Source organism: Streptomyces sp. NPDC058985 (assembly GCF_042740985.1).
GTDB lineage: Bacteria > Actinomycetota > Actinomycetes > Streptomycetales > Streptomycetaceae > Streptomyces.
The window spans coordinates 107,109-128,739 of record NZ_JBHYJX010000019.1 but is presented as its reverse complement, the minus strand read 5'-3'; the positions used below and the strand labels follow the sequence as shown (position 1 = coordinate 128,739).

General features: G+C 73.5%; 17 protein-coding genes. 11 read left to right on the top strand and 6 right to left on the bottom strand.

The window, feature by feature from the left end:
- Positions 1–91: 91 nt before the first annotated feature.
- Together ACFW01_RS19060 and ACFW01_RS19055 are read right to left on the bottom strand one after the other, a co-directional pair.
- Positions 92–1,693 carry an alpha/beta hydrolase gene (locus ACFW01_RS19060; RefSeq protein ID WP_384504818.1) on the bottom strand — a complete coding sequence of 534 codons (1,602 nt, stop codon included), beginning with the start codon at positions 1,691–1,693 and terminating at the stop codon, positions 92–94.
- A 143-nt stretch (positions 1,694–1,836) separates the two neighbouring features.
- Positions 1,837–2,883: an Rv2578c family radical SAM protein gene (locus tag ACFW01_RS19055; RefSeq protein WP_384504815.1), complete on the bottom strand. Its 1,047-nt coding sequence runs from the start codon at positions 2,881–2,883 to the stop codon at positions 1,837–1,839.
- A 160-nt stretch (positions 2,884–3,043) separates the two neighbouring features.
- On the opposite strand from ACFW01_RS19055, the gene ACFW01_RS19050 reads away from it, so the two are divergent.
- The 4 genes from ACFW01_RS19050 to ACFW01_RS19035 all read left to right on the top strand — a co-directional run bounded on the left by ACFW01_RS19050 (position 3,044) and on the right by ACFW01_RS19035 (position 9,543).
- Complete coding sequence (locus ACFW01_RS19050; protein ID WP_234956737.1) at positions 3,044–3,490, top strand: SRPBCC family protein; 447 nt, start codon at positions 3,044–3,046, stop codon at positions 3,488–3,490.
- A gap of 174 nt (positions 3,491–3,664) precedes the next feature.
- The gene (locus ACFW01_RS19045) at positions 3,665–6,064 is read left to right on the top strand and encodes an MFS transporter (RefSeq protein WP_234956738.1); all 2,400 of its coding nucleotides are present in this window, start codon (positions 3,665–3,667) and stop codon (positions 6,062–6,064) included.
- 146 nt (positions 6,065–6,210) lie between these two features.
- Positions 6,211–8,688, top strand: a complete 2,478-nt coding sequence (locus ACFW01_RS19040) for a SpoIIE family protein phosphatase (protein ID WP_234956739.1) — start codon at positions 6,211–6,213, stop codon at positions 8,686–8,688.
- A 126-nt stretch (positions 8,689–8,814) separates the two neighbouring features.
- Positions 8,815–9,543 carry a class I SAM-dependent methyltransferase gene (locus ACFW01_RS19035; RefSeq protein WP_384504811.1) on the top strand — a complete coding sequence of 243 codons (729 nt, stop codon included), beginning with the start codon at positions 8,815–8,817 and terminating at the stop codon, positions 9,541–9,543.
- 28 nt (positions 9,544–9,571) lie between these two features.
- Here the strand turns inward: ACFW01_RS19035 and ACFW01_RS19030 are convergent, their stop codons facing one another.
- The gene (locus ACFW01_RS19030) at positions 9,572–10,405 is read right to left on the bottom strand and encodes a PIG-L family deacetylase (RefSeq protein WP_384504808.1); all 834 of its coding nucleotides are present in this window, start codon (positions 10,403–10,405) and stop codon (positions 9,572–9,574) included.
- Between the two features lie 207 nt (positions 10,406–10,612).
- Between ACFW01_RS19030 and ACFW01_RS19025 the strand changes: the two genes are divergently transcribed.
- From ACFW01_RS19025 to ACFW01_RS19010, 4 genes are read left to right on the top strand one after another with little or no spacing between them, the layout of a single operon-like run.
- Complete coding sequence (locus ACFW01_RS19025) at positions 10,613–11,446, top strand: M55 family metallopeptidase (RefSeq protein ID WP_384504805.1); 834 nt, start codon at positions 10,613–10,615, stop codon at positions 11,444–11,446.
- A complete protein-coding gene (locus ACFW01_RS19020; RefSeq protein ID WP_384504802.1) occupies positions 11,439–12,758 on the top strand; it encodes a M20/M25/M40 family metallo-hydrolase in 1,320 nt (439 codons plus the stop codon). The genes ACFW01_RS19025 and ACFW01_RS19020 overlap by 8 nt, the downstream gene beginning before the upstream one ends.
- A 33-nt stretch (positions 12,759–12,791) precedes the next feature.
- Positions 12,792–14,759: a prolyl oligopeptidase family serine peptidase gene (locus ACFW01_RS19015; RefSeq protein WP_384504799.1), complete on the top strand. Its 1,968-nt coding sequence runs from the start codon at positions 12,792–12,794 to the stop codon at positions 14,757–14,759.
- Positions 14,756–15,688: an LD-carboxypeptidase gene (locus tag ACFW01_RS19010; protein WP_234956745.1), complete on the top strand. Its 933-nt coding sequence runs from the start codon at positions 14,756–14,758 to the stop codon at positions 15,686–15,688. The genes ACFW01_RS19015 and ACFW01_RS19010 overlap by 4 nt, the downstream gene beginning before the upstream one ends.
- 49 nt (positions 15,689–15,737) lie before the next feature.
- Here the strand turns inward: ACFW01_RS19010 and ACFW01_RS19005 are convergent, their stop codons facing one another.
- Both ACFW01_RS19005 and ACFW01_RS19000 read right to left on the bottom strand, forming a co-directional pair.
- Positions 15,738–17,180 (bottom strand): NAD(P)/FAD-dependent oxidoreductase, encoded by a 1,443-nt coding sequence (locus ACFW01_RS19005; RefSeq protein WP_384504796.1) that lies wholly within the window; start codon positions 17,178–17,180, stop codon positions 15,738–15,740.
- 57 nt (positions 17,181–17,237) lie between these two features.
- Positions 17,238–17,804: a helix-turn-helix domain-containing protein gene (locus ACFW01_RS19000; protein ID WP_384504793.1), complete on the bottom strand. Its 567-nt coding sequence runs from the start codon at positions 17,802–17,804 to the stop codon at positions 17,238–17,240.
- A gap of 109 nt (positions 17,805–17,913) precedes the next feature.
- On the opposite strand from ACFW01_RS19000, the gene ACFW01_RS18995 reads away from it, so the two are divergent.
- Positions 17,914–18,486, top strand: coding sequence for a GNAT family N-acetyltransferase (locus ACFW01_RS18995; protein WP_234956748.1), 573 nt, complete (start codon positions 17,914–17,916; stop codon positions 18,484–18,486).
- Between the two features lie 129 nt (positions 18,487–18,615).
- Positions 18,616–20,601, top strand: a complete 1,986-nt coding sequence (locus ACFW01_RS18990; protein WP_384504789.1) for a DUF5107 domain-containing protein — start codon at positions 18,616–18,618, stop codon at positions 20,599–20,601.
- A 17-nt stretch (positions 20,602–20,618) separates the two neighbouring features.
- Here the strand turns inward: ACFW01_RS18990 and ACFW01_RS18985 are convergent, their stop codons facing one another.
- Complete coding sequence (locus ACFW01_RS18985) at positions 20,619–20,966, bottom strand: VOC family protein (RefSeq protein ID WP_234956750.1); 348 nt, start codon at positions 20,964–20,966, stop codon at positions 20,619–20,621.
- 80 nt (positions 20,967–21,046) lie between these two features.
- On the opposite strand from ACFW01_RS18985, the gene ACFW01_RS18980 reads away from it, so the two are divergent.
- Positions 21,047–21,529: a phage holin family protein gene (locus ACFW01_RS18980; protein ID WP_384504785.1), complete on the top strand. Its 483-nt coding sequence runs from the start codon at positions 21,047–21,049 to the stop codon at positions 21,527–21,529.
- Positions 21,530–21,631: the final 102 nt, after the last annotated feature.

Sequence of the window (21,631 nt, the reverse complement as noted above, 5' to 3'; positions counted from 1 at the left end):
CTCATCCGACAGGATCAACTCGGCCTTCGGCCGCCCAGTACGTGCCACCAAGCAACCCTACACATCTGAACGGAATTCCTGACTCGGAAGACTAGCGGCGGAAGCCGAGCAGCCTGTGCAGCGTCGAGCCGCGGGCGGACGTCGAAGCCGCCTTGGACTCCAGCGGCTCGGGCTGGGGAAGGGCCGCGCACACGGCGTCCGGCCCACCCGCGTCCGCCTCACCCGTGCCGCGTGGCACGGTGCCGTCGGTCAGGTACGCGGCCAGGTGCTTGTCCAGGCAGGAGTTGCCGCTCAGCGTGATGCCGTGGTTGCCGCCGCCCTCCTCGACGACGAGGGCGGAGCCGCGCAGCAGGCGCTGCGCGGTGACCGCGCCCTCGTACGGGGTGGCCGCGTCGCCGGTCGCCTGGAACAGCAGCGCGGGCGGCAGTTCGCTGTTGGCGACGTCCACCGGTCGTCGCACGCCCGTGGGCCAGGACGCGCACGGCGCGTTGTACCAGGCGTTGTTCCAGACCATGAACGGCGCCTTCTCGTACAGGCGCCAGTTGTCGCCGCGCCATTCGTCCCAGTCGCGCGGCCAGGCCGCGTCGCGGCACTGCACGGCGGTGTAGACGCTGTAGCCGTTCTCGCCCGAGGCGTCCAGGGCCCCGAAGTTCTCGTACACCTCGACCAGCGGGTCCGTGTCCCCGGACTTCGCGTAGGCGGCGAAGGCCTCCGCCAGATAGGGCCAGTAGCCGTTGTAGTAGCCGCCGGGGATGAAGGTGTCCTCCAGCTCCGACGCGCCGACCCGCCCGCCCGCGGGCTTTTTCGCCAGCGCCGTCCGCATGGCGTACCACCGCCGCTCGATCCGCTCCGGGTCGGTGCCCATCCCGTACGCGGTGTCGTGCTCGGCGATCCACGCCAGGAACGCCCGGTGGCGGTCGTTGAAGGCGAGGTCCTGGTTGAGGTTCGCGTCGTACCAGACGTCGTCCGGGCCGACGACGGAGTCCAGGACCAGGCGCCGCACGCGCGCGGGGAAGAGCTTGGCGTAGACGGCGCCCAGATAGGTGCCGTAGGAGTAGCCGAAGTAGTTGACCCGCTCCGCGCCGAGCGCCGCGCGGATCGCGTCCACGTCCCGGGCGGCACTATCGGTGTCGATGTACGGCAGCACGTCCGCGTACTTGTCGCCGCACGCCTCGGCGAACGCCTCCGCGCGGGCGAGGTTGGCCCGCTCGACGTCGGGCGTGTCGGGCAGCGAGTCGGGGCGCACGGGGTCGAAGTGGCCGGGCCGGCAGTTCAGGGCGGGGCTGCTCTTCCCCACTCCGCGCGGGTCGAAGCCGATGACGTCGTACTGCGCGGCGACCTTCTCCGGCAGCGAGGACGCCACGAACCCGGCGAGCGTCAGCCCGCTGCCGCCGGGACCGCCGGGATTGACCAGCAGAGGGCCCTGGTACGTCGCGGCGGTGTGCGGGACGCGGGACAGCGCGAGCGTGATCTGCCTGCCGCGCGGGCGCGCATGGTCGAGCGGCACTTCGAGGGACGCGCACTGGAGCGTCGGGTAGTCCTCCGTGGCGCACTTCTTCCACTGGAGCTTCGCGGCGGACGCGGCGGCCGGGGTGTCGGCGGAGTGCGGCGCGTTCGCCTCGGCGGGGACGGCCGTGACACTTCCGGCGGCGATGACTGCGGCGCCGCACAGCACGGCTGCGCGTTGTCTCATGGCGTCCTCCGGCGACGGGGCTGCGGTCCGCGCGGGTCGCGGTCCTCGCCGCATCGTCCCGGGGAGCGCCCCTGGAGGAACGTATTCTGCTCATACTTGACCCAATTGGGCCGGAAGATGCCCTCTAATGCTCTTGCGCGCTCCTAGATGAGCGAAAGCTGGGTCGGCACTGTGGCGGCGGCCTCGGCGGGCCGTGCGGGCCCGGGCTCCGCGATCCGCCGCGGCATCCCCCCGCGCGTGGGCCCGATGCCGTACTCGCGGGCCAGATCGTGCACCTGGCGCGTGATCCGGCGCTGGTACCACTTCGGGGCGTAGGCACCCTCCGCGTACAGCCGCTCGTACCGGCGCACCAGGTGCGGGTGGTGCCGGGCGAGCCAGGCCATGAACCACTCCCTGGCGCCCGGCCGCAGATGCAGCACCAGGGGCGTCACCGAGGTCGCCCCGGCGGCGGCGATCGCCCGCACGGTCGCGCGCAGTTGGGCCGGTTCGTCGCCCAGGAAGGGAATCACCGGCGCCATCAGGACGCCGCAGCGGATGCCGTGCTCGCCGAGGGTCCGCACGACCTCCAGCCGGCGTTCCGGTGCGGGCGTGCCCGGCTCCACGGTGCGCCACAGCTCCGCGTCGGTGAAGCCGACCGAGACCGAGATCCCCACGTCCGTCACCCGCGCCGCGCGCGTCAGCAGGTCCAGGTCGCGCAGGATCAGGGTGCCCTTGGTCAGGATCGAGAAGGGGTTCGCCCGCTCGGTGAGCGCCTCGATGATGCCGGGCATCAGCCGGTAGCGGCCCTCGGCGCGCTGATAGCAGTCGACGTTGGTGCCCATCGCGACGTGCTCGCCCTGCCAGCGGCGCGAGGCCAGCTGACGGCGGAGCAGCTCGGGCGCGTTGACCTTGACGACGATCTGCGAGTCGAAGCCGAGTCCGGTGTCGAGGTCCAGGTAGCTGTGCGTCTTCCTCGCGAAACAGTAGACGCACGCGTGCGTGCAGCCCCGGTAGGGGTTCACGGTCCACTCGAACGGCATGCGCGAGGCCCCCGGCACGCGGTTGAGGATCGAGCGGGCCCGGACCTCGTGGAAGGTGACGCCGCGGAACTCGGGCGTGTCGAAGGTGCGGACGGTCACCGCGTCCGCCCCGAACAGCGCGGGGCCGGCCGCTCGGGCGTGGTCGGAGTCGGTGAGGTTCTCCCAGCGCATGGACGCCTCCTCGGTAGCACTGGCCCACACAATAGAACACCTGTTCCCTTGATCGTGCGGCCCAGTCGCGCGGGGCCGCTTCACGCCCCCCGATTTGGTGGCCGGGCGGCGGGGTGGTTGGCTTGCCCCGACCCCGAGAACCAGGCCCTGGAGGAACCCGATGGCGCAGGTCGAGGCGGAGACGGAGCGGATCGTCGCGGCGGACGCGGAGACGGTGTTCGACACCCTCGCCGACTACAGCGGCAGCCGCGAGAAGCTGCTCCCCGAGCACTTCAGCGAGTACGAGGTCCGGGAGGGCGGCGACGGCGAGGGCACCCTCGTGCACTGGAAGCTCCAGGCCACCAGCAAGCGCGTCCGCGACTGCCTGCTGGAGGTCACCGAGCCGACCGACGGCGAGCTGGTCGAGAAGGACCGCAACTCCTCCATGGTCACCACCTGGCGGGTCACCCCCGCGGGCGAGGGCAAGTCCCGGGTCGTGGTCGTCACCACCTGGCAGGGCGCCGGCGGCGTCGGCGGCTTCTTCGAGAAGACCTTCGCGCCCAAGGGGCTCGCCCGGATCTACGACGCGATGCTCACCAGGCTCGCCGCCGAGGTCGAGAAGAACTAGTCCCGGCAGGCCGTCCGCAAGCGGCCAAACGGCAAGCCGCAGGCGGTCGTTGGCCGTCTCACCGGTTCGAGTGATCTCCGGTCGAACCGGCCGCTTTTCCGTAACTCGTCGCACTTGTTCGCAGTTGTCGCCTCAGGCGGCAATTCTGAGCAGGTGTGACGAGGGGAGCGGGACGTGGGCGGGATCACTCTGGTGCAGGACGAACCGGTCACCGCACCCCAGGCGCCTCCCCAGCCACCCACTCCCGGCCCGGAGCCGGGGGCCGCACTGAGCCCTCGCCGGGTGCGTCTGGTCTTCGTCGGACTCATGCTCGCGCTGCTGCTCGCCGCGCTGGAGCAGATGATCGTCGCCACGGCGCTGCCGAAGATCGTCGGCGAGCTGCACGGCCTGGACAAGATGTCCTGGGCGATCACCGCCTACCTGCTCACCTCGACCGTCGGCCTGCCGATCTACGGCAAGCTCGGCGACCTCTTCGGACGCAAGGGCGTCTTCCAGTTCGCCATCCTGGTCTTCGTCGTCGGCTCCGCACTGGCCGGCCGCGCCCAGACCATGGACCAGCTGATCGCCTTCCGCGCGATCCAGGGCGTCGGCGCGGGCGGCCTGATGATCGGCGTGCAGGCGATCATCGCGGACATCGTCCCGCCCCGCGAGCGCGGCCGCTTCATGGGCCTGATCGGCGCCGCCTTCGGACTCGCCTCGGTCGCCGGCCCGCTGCTCGGCGGCTACTTCACCGACCACCTCTCCTGGCGCTGGTGCTTCTACATCAACGTGCCCTTCGGCCTGGTCACCATGGCCGTCGTCGCCGTCGTCCTGAAGCTGCCCAGACCACGGGTCAAGCCGCGCCTCGACATCCTCGGCGCCCTGCTCCTCGCCGCCGCCTCCACCTGCCTGGTCCTGCTCACCAGCTGGGGCGGCACCGAGTACGCGTGGGGCTCGGAGGTCATCCTCGGACTCGCCGCCGGAGCGGCCGGGTCCACCCTCCTCTTCCTGGTCGCCGAGCGCTTCGCGCCCGAACCGCTCATCCCGCTGCGGCTGTTCCGGGACTCCGTCTTCAACGTCACCGCCCTGGTCGGCCTCGTCATCGGCGTCGCCCTGTTCGGCGCCGCCAGCTACCTGCCGACCTTCCTGCAGATGGTCGACGGCGCCAGCGCCACCGAGTCCGGCCTGCTGATGCTGCCCATGATGGGCGGCATCGTCGTCGCCTCGATCGTCTCCGGACAGCTCATCAGCCGCACCGGGCACTACCGCTCCCACCCGATCCTCGGCAGCGCCCTGTCCGTCGTCGGCATGTGGCTGCTCTCCCGCCTCGACGCCGACACCCCCCGGCTGCACTACAGCGTCTGGATGGCCGTCCTCGGCGCCGGCATCGGCATGGTGATGCCCGTGCTGGTCCTCGCCGTGCAGAACTCCGTGCGCCCCGCCGACCTCGGCACCGCCACCAGCGCCAACAACTACTTCCGGCAGATCGGCGGCAGCGTCGGCGCCGCCGTCTTCGGCACCCTCTTCGCCGACCGGCTCACCGACGCCCTGGCCGACCGGGTCCCCGCCGAGGCGGGCGCCGGACTGCCCGAGGCCGAGGCCATCACCCCCCAGCTCGTCCACTCCCTGCCCCCGGCGCTGCGCGACGCCTACATCGGGGCGTACGCCGACGCCATGCCGCGGATCTTCCTCTACCTGGTGCCGGTGCTCGTCCTCGGACTGCTCATCGCCCTCTTCCTCAAGGAGAAACCACTGGTGTCCCACCACGCCCCCGTCACCGACCCGGAGACCGCGCAGCCGACCGTCCAGGTCCCCCAAGCCCGATCGCAGCACGCCGGCGGCATCCCCGTCTGCGGCACCGTGCAGCACCCCGACGGCACCGTCGTGCCCCGCGCGGCGCTCACCCTCATCGACGTCGGCGGACAGCAGATCGGCCGGGGCGCCAGCGGCGACGACGGACGCTACGCCCTCGCCACGCCCGGCTCCGGGGCGTACGTCCTGATCGCCGCGGCCGGCGGCCACCAGCCGCAGGCGGTCTCCGTGACCGTCGGCGAACGCCCGGTCGACCTGGACGTGGTCCTCGGCGGCGCCGGCCGCCTGGCCGGCGGCGTGTTCACCGCCGACGGCAGCCCGGTGCGCGACGCGATCGTCACCCTCACCAACGTCCACGGCGAGGTCGTCGCCACCACCCGCAGCGGACGCGAGGGCGGCTACGTCATCACCGATCTGGTGGCCGGCGAGTACACCCTCGCCGCCAGCGCCCCCGCCTTCCGCCCGGCCGCGCTGCCCGTCAGCGTCCAAGCCGCCCGCGAGACCCGCCAGGACGTCGAGCTGGCCGGCGGCGCCGTGCTGCGCGGCACCGTGCGGGCCAGTGGCGGACGGGCGGTGGAGGACGCGCGCGTGACGCTGCTCGACGCGGCGGGCAACGTCGTCGACACCCTGACCACGGGCCCCGACGGCACCTTCCGGTTCGTCGACCTGTCGTCCGGCGAGTACACCGTCATCGCCGCCGGATACCCGCCGGTCGCCACCGTCCTCCAGGTGGCCGGCGGCGGCCGTACGGAGCGCGACCTGCAGCTCGGACACGAGGACTGAGACGGCCACCGGCGCGCGGGCGCGCGCGCCGGTGCGTCCGCGCGCCACCAATTCCCCCGTTGCCGCACATGGTCACCGGGCACCGCCGTACGGTGGTGACGGCGACACAGATCTTGCGGAGCCGTGGGCAGAGAGGGCCTGACGCCATGGACCATGGCACCGAGCGGGACACACATCCCGGCCGCCCGGCCGGACGCGGCGCAGTGCCGCCCGATCCCGTGACCGGCCGTGTCCCACTTGCCGTCGTCGTGGTGGCCCGCGACGGACTGGTCTCCCACTGGAGCCGCGGCGCACGGCGGCTGTTCGGCCTGCCCAAGGAGGAGGCGATCGGGCGGCCCGCCCCCGACCTGCTGCCCGTCTCCGGCGTACTTCCCGAGGCCGGTACCGACGACGACCCGGCCTACGGCACCTACGCCGACTACGACGGCCTCGGGCCCGGCCTGGAGTCCTCCCTCGACGGGCGGCTGTCCTACCCGGCGGCGGGCCGCGCCCGGCTGACCGTGCCCGCCGACCGGCGTGTCGACGTCCTCTGGTGGGCGTACCCCCTGGTGGGGCCGGGCCCGGAGCGACTGCTGGTGCTCGCCGCCGACGCGGACGGGCTGCGGCGGGACTACGGCGACGGCGACGCCCCCGCGGCCACGGTGGAGCGGATCGCGCCCGCTTTCGCGCTGCACACCGACTTCCCCGGCGCCGAGGAACTCGCCCGCCGCCTCCCCGAGATCCTGCCCAGCATGAGCGTCGGCGAAAGCGCCCGCATCGTCGCGCAGGTCCTCGAACTGGGCTATCCGGTCCTGGAGTTCAGCCAGAACGACCGGGTGCCGGTCACCCCCGACTGGGGCGTGCCCCGGCGGGCCGAACGCAGGGCGCGCCGCGAGCGGGCAGCCCGGGCCCTGGCCGCTGGCGAACCGGTGCCGGACGACCTGCGCGACGAGGCGGAGGACCTGGAGTACGCCGCCGTCCGCGAACGCCTGGAGTTCCTCAACGAGGTCAGCGGCGCGATCGGCACCTCGCTCGACCTCTCGCGGACCATCGTCGAGGTCAGCAGGGCGGTCGTGCCACGCTTCACCGACGTCGCCGGCACCTATCTGCGCGAACAGGTCGTCGCCGGCGAGGGCTTCCCCGACGGCGTGCCGGACACGACGACGATGTGGCACCGGGTCGCCCTGGAGCACACCGACGAACCCGGCCGCTGGGACGACGTCGTACCGGTCGGCGAGGCCATGCCGTTCCCGGCGCACACCCCCTTCTTCCAGTGCATGACCAGCGGCGAACCGGTCCTGGTGCCGCGCATCACCGAGGAGATGGGCCACGCCATCGCCTCGCAGTTCGAGAAGCGGGACATCCGGCCGCTCATCACGGGCCGCTCGATGCTGCTGGTGCCGCTGAAGGCACGCCAGGTCGTCCTCGGCTTCATGATCCTGCTCCGGCACCCGGAGCGGGCCGTCTTCAACGACATGGACCGGGTCACCGGCGCCGAACTCGCCGCCCGCGCGGGGCTCGTGCTCGACAACGCGCGCATGTACACGTACCAGGAGAACGTCGCCGAGACGCTCCAGGACAGCATGCTGCCGCACATCCCCGAGCGCATGGCCGGCTGCGACATCGCCACCCGCTACCTGCCCGGCACCCTCCTCGGCCGCGTCGGCGGCGACTGGTTCGACTCGGTCAAGCTGCCCGGCGCCCGTACCGCCCTCGTCGTCGGCGACGTCATGGGACACGGTCTCAACTCAGCGGCGACGATGGGTCAGTTGCGCACCGCCGTCCAGACCATGGCCGGTCTCGACCTGCCGCCCGCCCAACTGCTGCGCCACCTCGACGACCTCGCCCAACGGCTCGGCGACACCCACCTCGCGACCTGCCTGTACGCCGTCTACGACCCCATCGCCGGGGAACTCCACCTGGCCAACGCCGGGCACATCCCGCCGGTGCTGGTCCGCGCCGAGGACGGCGCCAGCGAGCTGATCGAGCTGCCCACCGGGGCGCCGATCGGCGTCGGAGGGGTGCCCTTCGAGTCGGTACGGGTGCCGGTGGCGCCCGGCGACCGGCTGGTGATGTGCACCGACGGACTGGTGGAGATGCGGGGCGAGGACATCGGCGTCGGCCTCGCCACCCTGTGCGAGTCCGCCGCCCACCCCGCCGCGTCCATGGACGACGCCTGCGACACCATCATCCGCGCGCTGGGCACCCGCGGCGGCCGCAAGGACGACGTCGCCCTGCTGATGACGCGGCTCAATGGGATCGGGCCCGACGCGGTCGCCGAGTGGCGCCTCGCCCGCGACCCCTCCGAGGTCCGGCGGGCCCGGGCCGCGGTCCGTGAGCAGCTCCACGACTGGGGCCTGCCGAAGCAGGCCGACGCCGCCGGGCTGATGGTCAGCGAACTCGTCACCAACGCCGTACGGCACTCCCACGCCCGCCCCGTCGAACTGCGCCTGGTGCGGGCGGACACGCTGCTGTGCGAGGTGGACGACGACGACCACGAACTGCCGGCGCTGAGGACCGCGGGGCCGGACGACGAGACGGGGCGGGGCCTGCGCGTCGTCAGTGCCCTGGCTCGCGAGTGGGGCGCGAGCCGCACGAGGTCCGGCAAGACGGTCTGGTTCGAACTCACACTGCCCCGCCGCTGATCGACGGAGTTCGCACGTCCGGTGAAGGAATGCGCCGGACGCTTGTGGCCGTGCGCGGAGCGCGATACACCGTACGGACCCGTCGCTCTCGACGGGCCGTACGTCGTCGCACCTGGGGAGACGGGCATGAGCGTGACGAGTCGGTACCGGGCAGCCTGGGAGAGCTTCTGGAACGAGGCACCCGGGAGCCAGGGGGCGGTGTTCTGGGACGCGGAGCCGGTGCTGACGGCAGGCCGCCACCTCGCCCACTTCGAGCCCCACCTGACCGACCCCGCCCTGCCGCTGATCGACCTCGGCTGCGGCAACGGCACCCAGACCCGCTACTTCGCGGAACGCTTCGGGCACGTCGTCGGCGCCGACCTCTCCGCCGCCGCCCTCGACCACGCCCGCCGCGCCGACCCCGAGGGCCGGGCGACGTACCGGCAGCTGGACGCCGCCGACAAGGCCGAGGCGGAGACGCTCCACGCCGAGCTGGGCGACGCCAACCTCTACGTGCGCGGCGTGCTGCACCAGTGCGAGCCCGACGACCGGCAGCCCCTCGCCGACGCCCTCGCCGCCCTCCTCGGCGCCCGCGGCCGCGCCTTCCTGGTGGAGCCCGTGCAGGCGGCCCGCACCGTCCTCGCGGACCTGGCCCAGGGCCCCGACGGCCCGCCCGCCAAGCTCGCCCCCGTCCTCCGCCACGGCCTCACCCCCGGCGCGGTCCCCGACGAGGCGGTACCGGAGCACCTGCGCACGGCCGGCCTGACCGTCCTGGCGACCGGCGAACTCCCCCTGATCACCACGGAGTACACGGCGGACGGCGCCCGCGTCGAGCTGCCTTCCACGTGGGTGGTGGCGGGAGCCCGGGCGGTGTAGCGGGTTTGGCGGTGGCCGGGAGGCCGGGTCAGCGCAGTCCGGCGAAGAGGTCGTTCTCCGGGAGGGCCGAGCCGGTCGTGTCCCGCACGCGTACGAAGGTCTCCGTGCCCATCAGCTCGCCGAACGTCTCCTTGCCCATCCTGAGGAAGAAGATGTTCTCGCCCTGGCTGGCGTGCGCGGCCAGCGCGTCGAACTTCTGGTCACTGAACGCGGTCGTGTCCACCCACGTGGTGACCTCGTCGTCCGGCAGACCGATCTCGGCCATCTCGGCGGCCTCGGCGGGGTCCGGCTCCGGCATGCCCTCCTGGTGCTCGCTCATGAGCTCGCCGAAGCGCCGCATCGTCGAATGGGGCATCGTCGTCCAGTACACCTTCGGAGTCAGCCCGGTCTTCTCCAGCGCCGCCATGGTGATGCGGTGCGCCTGGATGTGGTCGGGGTGGCCGTAGAAGCCGTTCTCGTCGTAGGTGACGACCACGTCGGGCCGGTAGTGCAGCATGAGTTCCGCGAGCCGGGCGGCGCCCTCCTCCACCGGTGTCCGCCAGAAGGAGCCGGGAGCGTCGTTGCTCGGCCAGCCCATCATGCCCGAGTCGGCGTAGTCCAGCGTCTCCAGATCGCTGATCTTGAGGGCCGCACAGCTGGCCTCGAGTTCCTGACGGCGCATCCGGGCGACGGCCGCCGGATCGTGCCCCGCGTCGCCGGGCTTGACACCTCCCGGCCCGTCACCGCAACCGCCGTCGGTACAGGTCACCAGAACCGTGCGGATGCCCTCGGCCGCGTACCGCGCGAGGATTCCGCCCGTTCCGGTGGCCTCGTCGTCGGGGTGGGCGTGCACGGCCATGAGCGTCAGGGGCCGGTCGGTCATGAAGCAGTCCTCCTGCGTGAGTACGTCTCGTTCCGGTGCGCGGCGCCCCGGTCTCTCCGCCGGGTGCAACCGCGAGGGTCGGCCCGGCTGTTCCCGACCCGGCCGTCCGATCGCGAGACGGCGGGAAGCGGCCGCCCGAGTGGTATGGACCAGTGGCTGCCGTGTGGCCCCTGGCCAGCATATTCAGCGGCATGTAGCGTCCTCCGCATGAAGATCCTCATCAGCGCCGACATGGAAGGCGCCACCGGCGTCACCTGGCCGGCCGACGTGCTGCCGGGGACGCCGCAGTGGGAGCGCTGCCGGCCGATGTTCACCTCCGACGTGAACGCGGCCGTGCTCGGGTTCCTCGACGGCGGGGCCGACGAGGTGCTGGTCAACGAGGCGCACTGGAGCATGCGCAACCTGCTCCTGGAGCGGCTCGACGAGCGGACCGAGATGCTCACCGGGCGGCACAAGACGCTGTCCATGGTCGAGGGCGTCCAGCACGGGGACGTGGACGGCATCGCGTTCATCGGGTACCACGCGGGCGCCGGCATGGAGGGCGTCCTCGCGCACACCTACCTCGCCAACCAGATCACGGGCGTCTGGCTGAACGACGTCCGGGCCAGTGAGGGTCTGCTCAACGCGCACGTCGTCGCCGAGTACGGGGTGCCGGTCGTGCTGGTCACCGGGGACGACCTGGCCTGCGAGGACGCGCTGGGCTACGCGCCCGAGGCGCGGAAGGTCGCGGTCAAGGACCATGTGTCGCGGTACGCGGCCGTGTGCCGTACGCCCGCCAGGACCGCCGCCGACATCCGCGCGGCCGCCAAGGAGGCGACGGCGCTCGCGGTGCGCTACGAGCCGGTGCGCGGCGGGCCGTTCACCGTCGCCCTGGAGTTCGACGCCGAGCACCTGGCGGCGGCCGCGACCGTGGTGCCGGGTGTGGCGCAGGTGGGGGAGCGGAAGGTGGCGTACACCCACGACACCATGTTCGAGACGATCAGGACCTTCAAGGCGGTCACCACGATCGTCTCGGCGGCGGTGGAGGAGCAGTATGGCTGAGCACACGGGGACGGACGCGGAGGCACTGGACGAGGTGGTCCGGTTCACCTCCGAGCTGATCCGGATCGACACCACCAACCGGGGCGGCGGCGACTGCCAGGAACGGCCGGCCGCCGAGTACGCCGCCGCGCGGCTCGCCGAGGCCGGGCTAGAGCCCACGCTGCTGGAGCGCACCAAGGGCCGCACCAACGTCGTGGCCCGCATCGAGGGCACCGACCCGTCGGCCGACGCGCTGCTCGTCCACGGTCACCTGGACGTGGTGCCCGCCGAGGCCGCCGACTGGAGCGTGCACCCCTTCTCCGGCGAGATCCGCGACGGCGTCGTCTGGGGGCGTGGCGCCGTGGACATGAAGAACATGGACGCGATGATCCTCGCCGTCGTGCGCGGCTGGGCCCGCGCGGGGGTGCGGCCGCGGCGCGACCTCGTGCTCGCCTTCACCGCGGACGAGGAGGCCAGCGCCGAGGACGGCTCCGGCTTCCTCGCCGACCAACACGCCCCGCTCTTCGAGGGCTGCACCGAGGGCGTCAGCGAGTCCGGGGCGTTCACGTTCCACGACGGGGCGGGGCGGCAGTTCTATCCCATCGCCGCCGGCGAGCGGGGCACCGGCTGGCTGAAGCTCACGGCCCGCGGACGCGCCGGGCACGGCTCCAAGGTGAACCGGGACAACGCGGTCACCCGGCTCGCCGCCGCCGTCGCCCGCATCGGCGGCCACGAGTGGCCGCTGCGGCTGACCCCCACCGTGCGCGCCGCCCTGACCGAGATCGCCGCCGTCTACGGCATCGAGGACGACCTGAGCGACGTCGACGCGCTGCTGGACAAGCTGGGGCCCGCAGCCAAGCTCGTCGAGGCCACCGTCCGCAACAGCAGCAACCCGACCATGCTGGACGCCGGGTACAAGCTGAACGTCATCCCGGGCGAGGCCGTCGCGCACGTCGACGGGCGGTTCCTGCCCGGCGGCGAGGACGAGTTCCGCGCCACCCTCGACCGGCTCACCGGGCCGCACGTGGACTGGGAGTTCGCCCACCGCGAGGTCGCCCTCCAGGCGCCGGTGGACTCGCCGACGTACGCCCGGATGCGCGCCGCCGTCGAGGAGTTCGCGCCGGAGGGGCATGTGGTGCCGTACTGCATGTCCGGCGGCACGGACGCCAAGCAGTTCTCGCGGCTCGGCATCACCGGCTACGGCTTCGCGCCGCTGAAGCTGCCCGAGGGCTTCGACTACCAGGCCCTCTTCCACGGCGTGGACGAGCGCGTCCCCGTCGAGGCGCTGCACTTCGGCGTCCGGGTCCTGGACCGGTTCCTGCGCACGGCCTGACGCCCTTCGACCGGGCGGCTCAAGAAGAAGGAAGTGGGGGAGTCAGTGCGGACTCTTGCGTACGGGGCATGGCCCTCGCCCATCGACGCGGCGCTCGCCGCCGCGCACGACGGGCGCCCCGACGACGTGGGCTTCGTCGGCGACGAGGTGTGGTGGACCGCGCCCCGGCCCACCGAGGGCGGGCGGCGCACGCTGGTGCGGCGGCACCCCGACGGCACCGAGGAGCCGGTGCTGCCCCCGCCGTGGAACGTGCGCAGCCGCGTCATCGAGTACGGCGGCCGGCCGTGGGCCGCGGTCACCACCGACGCCGGTCCGCTGGTGGTCTTCGTGAACTTCGCCGACCAGCGGCTGTACGCCTTTCGGCCGGGCGGCGGCGAGCCCCGTCCGCTGACGCCCGTCTCCCGGGTCGGCGGCGGCCTGCGCTGGGTCGAGCCGCAGGTGCGCCCCGAGCGCGGCGAGGTGTGGTGCGTCCTGGAGGAGTTCACCGGTGACGGGCCCACCGACGTGCGCCGCCTCCCGGTCGCGGTGCCGCTGGACGGTTCGGCGGCCGACGACCGGGACCGGCTCCGCGAACTCACCGGCGCACGCCACCGCTTCGTCACCGGACCCCGCGTCTCGCCCGACGGGCGGCGCGCCGCCTGGCTCGCCTGGGACCACCCGCGCATGCCCTGGGACGGCACCGAGCTGATCGTCGCCGACATCGCCACCGACGGCACCTTCCGGGACGCCCGCACCGCCGCCGGCGGCCCCGAGGAGTCGGTCACCCAGGTGGACTGGGCCCCGGACGGAGCCCTCCTGTACGCCTCCGACCGCACCGGCTGGTGGAACCTCTACCGCGACGGATCGCCGCTGTGCCCCCGCGACGAGGAGTTCGGCGGGCCGCTGTGGAAGCTCGGCCAGCGCTGGTTCGCGCCCCTGGACAGCGGACTGATCGCCGTCCTGCACGGCCGAGGCGCCGCCGTCCTCGGGATACTCGACCCGGAGACCGGCGAGGTCGTCGACGCGGCCGGCCCCTGGACCGAGTTCGCGCCCGCCCTGGCCGCGCTCGGCGAGCGCGTCGCGGGCGTCGGGGCCGGCCCGCACAGCGGCTACGAGGTCGTCGAGCTGGACGCCCGCACCGGCCGCGCCCGCGTGATCGGCTCGCCCCACGAGGACGTCGTGGACCCGGCGTACTACCCGCGGCCCGAGATCCGCACCTTCACGGGCCCGGACGGCCGCGACATCCACGCGCACCTCTACCCGCCGCACCACCCGGGCTGCTGCGCGCCGGAGGGCACGCTGCCGCCGTACGTCATCTGGGCGCACGGCGGCCCCACCACGCGCTCCCCGCTCGTCCTCGACCTGGAGATCGCCTACTTCACCTCCCGCGGCATCGGCGTCGCCGAGGTCAACTACGGCGGCTCCAGCGGCCACGGCCGGGAGTACCGCAACCGGCTGCGCGAGCAGTGGGGCGTGGTCGACGTCGAGGACTGCGCGGCCGTCGCCCTCGCCCTCGCGGAGGAGGGCACCGCGGACCGGCGGCGGCTCGCGGTGCGCGGCGGCAGCGCGGGCGGCTGGACCTCCGCGGCCTCCCTGGCCACCACCGACGTCTACGCCTGCGGCACGGTCATCTACCCGATCCTCGACCTGACCGGCTGGGGCAGGGGCGAGACCCACGACTTCGAGTCCCAGTACCTGGAGAGCCTGATCGGCCCGTACGCCGAGGTGCCCGGCCGGTACGCCGAACGGTCGCCCGCCGAGCACGCCGACCGCGTCACCGCCCCGTTCCTGCTGCTCCAGGGCCTGGACGACGTGATCTGCCCGCCCGTGCAGTGCGAGCGGTTCCTCGCCCGCATGGCCGGACGCGGAGTGCCGCACGCCTACCTCACCTTCGAGGGCGAGGGGCACGGCTTCCGCCGTGCGGAGACCATGGTGCGCGCCCTGGAGGCCGAACTCTCCCTCTACGCCCAGGTCTTCGGGCTGGACCCGCAGGGCATCCCCACCCTGGAGCTGACCCGGTGAACGGCGCGGTGGAACCGACCCGGCCGGACCGGCTCGCCCCCGGCGCCCGGGTGGCCGTCGTCGCGCCCAGCGGGCCGGTGCCCGAGGAACGGCTCCAGGCGGGCCTGGACGTGCTGCGCGGCTGGGACCTCGACCCGGTCGTGGCACCGCACGTCCTGGACCGCCACGGCACCTTCGACTACCTCGCGGGCACCGACACCGACCGGGCCGCCGATCTCCAGGCCGCCTGGTGCGACCCGTCCGTGGACGCCGTGCTGTGCGCCCGCGGCGGGTACGGCGTCCAGCGCATGGCCGACCTGCTCGACTGGGAGGCGATGCGCGCGGCCGGGCCGAAGGTGTTCGTCGGCTTCAGCGACATCACCGCCCTGCACGAGGCGTTCGCGACCCGCCTCGGGCTGGTCACCCTGCACGGTCCGATGGCCGCGGGGGTCGACTTCATCAAGAACGCGCGGGCGCAGGAGCACCTGAGAGCCAGCCTGTTCGCTCCCGACACCGTCCGGGTGATCGCGTCCGGCGGTTCCCCGATGGTCCCCGGCCGGGCGCGGGGCGTCACCCTCGGCGGCTGCCTCGCCCTGCTCGCCGCCGAACTGGGCAGCCCGCACGCCCGGCCCTCCGCGCGCGGCGGGCTGCTGTGCCTGGAGGACGTGGGGGAGGAGACGTACCGCCTCGACCGCTACCTCACCCAGCTGCTCCGCGCGGGCTGGCTGGACGGGGTCGGCGGGGTGCTGCTGGGCTCCTGGCAGGAGTGCGAGCCGTACGAGCGGCTGCGACCCCTGCTGGCCGACCGGCTCGGCGGCCTCGGCGTCCCGGTCGTCGAGGACTTCGGGTTCGGGCACTGCGAGGGGGCGCTGACCGTCCCCTTCGGCGTAGCGGCGGAACTCGACGCGGACGCGGGCACCCTGACCCTGGAGCGGCCCGCGCTGCGCTGACGCCGGCCCGCGCGCCGCGGGGGCGTGGCGTGCTGCCGCGGTGCCGGTTTCATTCGCTCAGTCCCGCCAGCCGAGATCCGAAACGGGCGATGAGCGAGGTGTTCCGGGAGTGCCTGCTCTCCTCCCAGCGGTCGGCCACGCCGAAGAGCCGGTACATGGCGTGGACGCCCGTCCACCGCAGCGGCTCGGGTTCCCAGCGCCCGGAGTAGTGGTCGTTCCACGGCAGCCGGGTCAGCGCGGTGTCGCGGTGCTCGGCCCGGTCGAGCAGGGTACGGGCGGCCAGCCGGGTGGCCGTCACACCGTGCCCGGCGTAGCCGCGTGCGACGCCGATCCTCGTGGTCCGGTCGAAGGTGATGCCGGCGCACCAGTCGCGCGTGACGCCGATGGCACCGCGCCAGGCATGTTCGACGGAGAACGGCACGTCCGGGAAGAACAGGCTGAGCCGCTCGCTGAGCGTGCGTACGGTGCGGGCGTCCACACGTCCCTCGCCGGGGAGGCCGGAGTTGAAGGCGTACGGCGTGCCGCGGCCGCCGATGGCGATGCGGTCGTCGGCGGTGCGCTGTGCGTAGACGAAGGTGTGCGCCGCGTCGCCGAGGCACTCGCGGCCGTCCCAGCCGATGCGCTCCCAGACGTCCCCGGGCAGTTGATTGGTGACGACCATGGAGGAGTTGACCGGAATGACGTCGCGCGCGCCCAGGCCGCGGGCGTCGCTGTCGATCTGTCCGGAGCAGGCCTCGACACAGGCCAGGACGGTTCCGGCGCGCACGGTGCCGCGCGATGTGGTCACGACGCCGGGCGCGATGCGGGTCGCGCGGGTGTCCTCGCAGATCCGCACGCCCTTGGCCCGCACGACGGCCGCGAGGCCGTGGACGAGCTTGGCCGGGTCGATCCGGACGGTGCTGCGGGTGAGCAGGCCGCCCAGGGCCGGCTGGACGGCGATCCGCTTTCGGACGGCCTCCGCGTCGAGAAGCTCCAGGTCCCGCGCGGGGTATCCGTGGGACAGGTCCGCGGCACAGGTCGTCTCCAGGCGCTTCATCGCCGCGGGCGTGGTGGCCACCCGCAGGTGCCCTCCCCGGTGCTGGTCGGCCTCGATGCCCTCCTGTTCGAGGGTGCGCAGGGTGTCGTCGACGCACCGGTGCATCTCCTCCTGGAAGGAGACGACGGCCGCGGCTCCGTCGAGTCCCCGCCTGCGCGCGGCCTCGGCGTAGACGGCCCGGTTGCCGGGGATGAGGGGCGAGAGCCAGCCGCCGTTGCGCCCGGAGGCGCCGTAGCCGACCTCCTCGGCCTCGACGACGGTGATCCGCGCTCCGGGTCGTTCCGCGACCGCGTGATAGGCGGCCCACAAGCCGGTGAGACCACCGCCCACGATGACGAGGTCCTGCTCCTGGCCGGGCAGGTCCGTCGTCGTGCGGCGGGCCTCGTGGCCCGGGTCCGCGGCGGTGCGGGCCGCCGCCATCCAGTGCGAGATCTGACCGTTGCGGTACGGAGCCATGGGCGGGTTCCCGGTGGTGGGGTGCTGGGTCGGTGCGTGGTGCGACAGCGCGGAGGATCAGTAGGTGGGTGGCGCCATGGCCCACAGGACCCGGGCCTCGTCCACGCCCGTCGTCTCGGCGACGCGGTGCGGGTCGCTGCTGCGGTAGTGCACGGAGTCCAGGGCCGACAGCCGGTGCAGCTGGTCGCCGACCTGCACGTCCACCTCGCCGGCGAGGACCAGGAGGATCTCCTCGGAGCTGCCGTGCGTGTAGGGCTCGACGCCGGTGGACCCGCCCGGGGCGAAGTGGCCGAGGAGCACCTCGAGGTGGTCGAAGGACGAGGGGGTGAGCTTGATCTTCGTGGCACCCTCGCCGAACGACATGCCGCGGGCGTCGCGGAAGCGCAGCACGGGGTTGGCCGCGGTGCCGCCCGCGGAGAAGAGGTCACCGACGCCGAGTACCTCGCACAGCCGCTGGAGGGTGCGCACGCCGGCGTTGGCCTGGTCCCGTTCGACCTGGGACAGGTGGCCCTCGGTGACTCCCGACCGGTCCGCCACATCCTTCAGCGTCAGGTGGAGGGCCCTTCTGCGGCGGCGCAGACGTCCGCCGATGCCGGCCGCGGGACCGGGGTGCTCGCTCGCCATGGGACGGCAACCTAACAATGGTGTGCCGACACCACAATGAATGTCGGTGACAGCAAAGAAATCTTCGGTGGCCTCGGCGCGGCCCGTGCCGCCCCTTTAGGCTGACCCCATGCCGCACACCCCGTCCCGTCACCTCGCCGAGGGCCCTCGCGTGGGCATACGGCACTTCACCTACGCGGATGCCGCCGAGTTCACCGCCCGGGCCCGGGAGAGCAAGGACCTGCACCATCCCTGGCTCTTCCCGCCGGACAGTCCCCAGGCGTACGACGCCTACGCGGCCCGCCTGATCGAGGACCCCAACAAGGCCGGGTTCCTGATCTGCGAGAAGGACAGGGCGGGCGGTTCGGGCGACGGCGGGGCCATCGCCGGGTTCGTCAACATCAACAACATCGTCGAGGGCGGCTTCCTCAGCGGCGCCCTCGGCTACGGCGCCTTCGCGCACGCGGCCGGGCGGGGGCTGATGCGCGAGGGGCTGGGCCTCGTGGTGCGGCACGCCTTCGGGCCCATGCGGCTGCACCGGCTGGAGATCAACGTGCAGCCGGGCAACGCCGCCTCCATCGCACTGGCCCGCTCCTGCGGCTTCCACCTGGAGGGTTTCTCACCGAGGATGCTGCACGTGAACGGGGCCTGGCGCGACCATCAGCGCTGGGCGATCACCGCCGAGACCGTGACTTCCGGCTGATCGTCGACCACCCGGCCGCGAACCCCCGCCCGCACCGCGCCCCACGGAAATAAACGTGAGGCACGTCGCGTGACGGTGACCGGCTTCGACCCTGTTCACCGCGGCGGGGAGCGGCTTCCATGGGGAACCGTGACGACGATCCGACGTGAGGTACTGACCCTGCCCGCCGCGCCGCTGGGCCCGGACAATCCGCTGCCGCCGCTGCGCCCCCTGGACGAGGCGCACCGCATCGACGACCGGGACCGGGCCGGCCTGCCGCGCGACATGGCCCGCCAGGTCGACTACGAGCCACTGCGCAGCCTGCTGCCCGTCATGGTCCGGGACGGCTACGGACGCGCCCGCGAGGCGCGGGAACTGGACGCGCTGGTCATCGAGAACGACCGGCTGCGCGCCACCGTGCTGCCCGCGCTCGGCGGCCGGATCGCCTCCCTGCGCCACAAGCCGGCCGACCGCGAACTCCTTTACGTCAACCCCGTCCTCCAGCCCGCCAACTTCGCCCTCAACGGCGCCTGGTTCTCCGGCGGCATCGAGTGGAACATCGGCGCCACCGGACACACCACCCTCTCCTGCTCTCCCGTGCACGCCGCCCGCGTGCCCGCCCCGGACGGCGGCGAGATGCTGCGCCTGTGGGAGTGGGAGCGGCTGCGCGACCTGCCCTTCCAGGTCGACCTCTGGCTCCCGGAGGGCTCGGACTTCCTGTACGTGGGCGTCCGCGTCCGCAATCCGCACGAGCGGCCGGTGCCGACCTACTGGTGGTCCAACATCGCCGTGCCCGAGGACCGCCGGGTCCTCGCCCCCGCCGACGAGGCGTACCACTTCGGCTACGAGCGGCGGCTGCGCCGGGTGCCGGTCCCGGAGTACGACGGCACCGACCGGACGTACCCCCTGAACAGCACCTACGCGGCCGACTACTTCTACGACGTGCCGGACGGCCGGCGCCCCTGGATCGCCGCGCTCGACGAGCACGGCCACGGGCTGGCGCAGACCTCCACCGACGCACTGCGGGGCCGGAAGCTGTTCGTGTGGGGCACCGGACCCGGCGGGCGCCGCTGGCAGGAGTGGCTCACCGAACCCGGCACCGGAGGCTACTGCGAGATCCAGGCCGGCCTCGCCCGCACTCAACTGGAGCACGTCAGGCTGGACGCGGAGAGCGACGTGTCCTGGCTGGAGGCGTACGGGCCGCTCGAAGCCACGCCCGACGGCGACTGGCACACGGTGCTGCGCGGCGCGGAGGAGCGGCTGGAGAGCGCCCTGCCGCGGGCCGGCGTCGACGCCGCGTACGAGGCCTGGCGGGCCCACGCCGACACCGAGCCCGGCGAGCGGCTGGCCACCGGCTCGGGCTGGGGCGCGCTCGAAGCGCTGCGCGCGGGACGGAAGCTGCCCGGCACCCCGTTCGGCGAGGACACCCTCGGCGAGGAGCAGGAACCCTGGCTGCACCTGCTGCGCGCCGGGACCCTTCCCGAGACCGGACGCCGTGAGCCGCCCGGCCCCACCCTGGTCGCCCGGCCCTGGCGGGACATGCTGGAGACCACCGCCGCCACCCCGCTCGCCGAGTACCACCTGGGGGTCGCCCAGTGGCACGGCGACGACCGGGCCCAGGCGGTCCGCAGCTGGGAGCGCGGCCTCAAGGACGCCGCCGACCGCTGGCCCCTGCTGCGCTGCCTCGCCGCCGCCGACCAGGCGGACGGCCACCCCGAGCGGGCCGCCGACCAGTACGCGGAGGCCTTCGACGACCTGTGCGAGCGCCGGCCGGGTCCCGAGGACGCCTCGGACGCGGGCGCCCCGGACCGGGACGAACGGTGGACGGCCGTCGCCGCCGCCCTCGGCCGGGAGGCCATCGGCGCGCTGCTCGCGGTCGGACGCACCGCCGACGCCCGTGCCGTGTGGGAGCGGCTGGACCCCGCGACCCGGGCCCGCGGCCGGTTCCGGCTGGCCGAGGGGGAGTTGCTGGCCGCCGAGGGCCGGCGCGAGGAGGCGAGGGCCGTCTTCGACGAGGGCTTCGAGGTCGCCGACCTGCGGGAGGGCGACGAGAGCATCGGAGCGCTGTGGGCGCGGCTCGGCGACGAACCGCTCCCGCCCCGGCACGACTTCCGGATGCGGCCGGACGGGGGGTGAGCCCGCCCGGTCCGGGGCTACGCCCGCCGGTCCACGTACTCGTAGATCGCGCCGTCCGGATGCCGGGCGATCAGGTTGCGGCCCGCGGGCGTCGGGACCGGCCCGGCGATGACGTCACCCCCCAGCGAGGTGAGGATCCGCTGGGTCTCCTCGACGTCCGTCACCGCGATCGTCGCCGTCACCTTGCGCAACACCTCGAGCTGGGACTCGGGTCCGCTCATCAGCAGGAAGCAGCCGACCGCGGCGACCTCGACGCCGCCGCGCTCGGACCGCATGGCCCGGCCGCCGGCCAGCCCCTCGTAGAAGGGGATCGCCTTTTCCAGGTCGTCGACGTAGACGCGCAGTGTGGCTCCCAGAATGTCCATGGTGACGAGCCTAGTTGGCGGCGGCCGGGTCCGACTCGCCGCCCGGCCATGGAAGTTCCGCGTCCGGGTACCCGCAGGGCATGGACCGCATGGATCACTTGGAACACCTGGACAAGCATCTGGTCGACGAACTGGCACAGGTGGCACGCGAGACCGTGCGCGACGAGCTGCGCGAACAGACCCGCAAGCAGCGCCGCAAGGCCACGCTGTACGCCGCGTCCGGTGCCGCCGCCCTGTACGCGGGCGCGGCCCTCGCGCTCGCCGTGGGTCTGGCGCTCGCCGTGGTACTGCCCGACTGGGCCGCCGCGCTGATCACGGCCGTCCTCCTGGGCGTCGCCGCGTATCTGCTGCGCGGTGCGGCCCGGCCCCACCCGTCGGGTCCGGGGTCCGGCCACGCCGTCGGCGGTGACGCGCCGGCCGTGCCGCCGTTCGCGCCCGAGGTGCCGCCGATGCCGCCGGTCGCGCCCACCGCCCCGGCGGGCACACCCGCACCGGGCGGTACGGGACCGGCCGCGCCGCGCCAGGACGGCACCGACGCCGAGGCCGCGCGCGAGCGCGGCTGAGCCGCCGTACGCGGGCACAGTGCCGGAAACCGGCCTGCTCGCGACGTTTGGGTGCCCCGGCCAAGGGGACGCGGAAGGCTCATGAGGTACGCGACAGCCCGG

Coding starts and splice junctions, on each gene's coding strand:
- ACFW01_RS19020 (WP_384504802.1), top strand. CDS start 11,439: ATGGCTGAGCACACGGGGACGGACGCGGAGGCACTGGACGAGGTGGTC.
- ACFW01_RS18980 (WP_384504785.1), top strand. CDS start 21,047: ATGGACCGCATGGATCACTTGGAACACCTGGACAAGCATCTGGTCGAC.
- ACFW01_RS18985 (WP_234956750.1), bottom strand. CDS start 20,966: ATGGACATTCTGGGAGCCACACTGCGCGTCTACGTCGACGACCTGGAA.
- ACFW01_RS19030 (WP_384504808.1), bottom strand. CDS start 10,405: ATGACCGACCGGCCCCTGACGCTCATGGCCGTGCACGCCCACCCCGAC.
- ACFW01_RS19000 (WP_384504793.1), bottom strand. CDS start 17,804: ATGGCGAGCGAGCACCCCGGTCCCGCGGCCGGCATCGGCGGACGTCTG.
- ACFW01_RS19050 (WP_234956737.1), top strand. CDS start 3,044: ATGGCGCAGGTCGAGGCGGAGACGGAGCGGATCGTCGCGGCGGACGCG.
- ACFW01_RS19040 (WP_234956739.1), top strand. CDS start 6,211: ATGGACCATGGCACCGAGCGGGACACACATCCCGGCCGCCCGGCCGGA.
- ACFW01_RS18995 (WP_234956748.1), top strand. CDS start 17,914: ATGCCGCACACCCCGTCCCGTCACCTCGCCGAGGGCCCTCGCGTGGGC.
- ACFW01_RS19035 (WP_384504811.1), top strand. CDS start 8,815: ATGAGCGTGACGAGTCGGTACCGGGCAGCCTGGGAGAGCTTCTGGAAC.
- ACFW01_RS19060 (WP_384504818.1), bottom strand. CDS start 1,693: ATGAGACAACGCGCAGCCGTGCTGTGCGGCGCCGCAGTCATCGCCGCC.
- ACFW01_RS19005 (WP_384504796.1), bottom strand. CDS start 17,180: ATGGCTCCGTACCGCAACGGTCAGATCTCGCACTGGATGGCGGCGGCC.
- ACFW01_RS19055 (WP_384504815.1), bottom strand. CDS start 2,883: ATGCGCTGGGAGAACCTCACCGACTCCGACCACGCCCGAGCGGCCGGC.
- ACFW01_RS19025 (WP_384504805.1), top strand. CDS start 10,613: ATGAAGATCCTCATCAGCGCCGACATGGAAGGCGCCACCGGCGTCACC.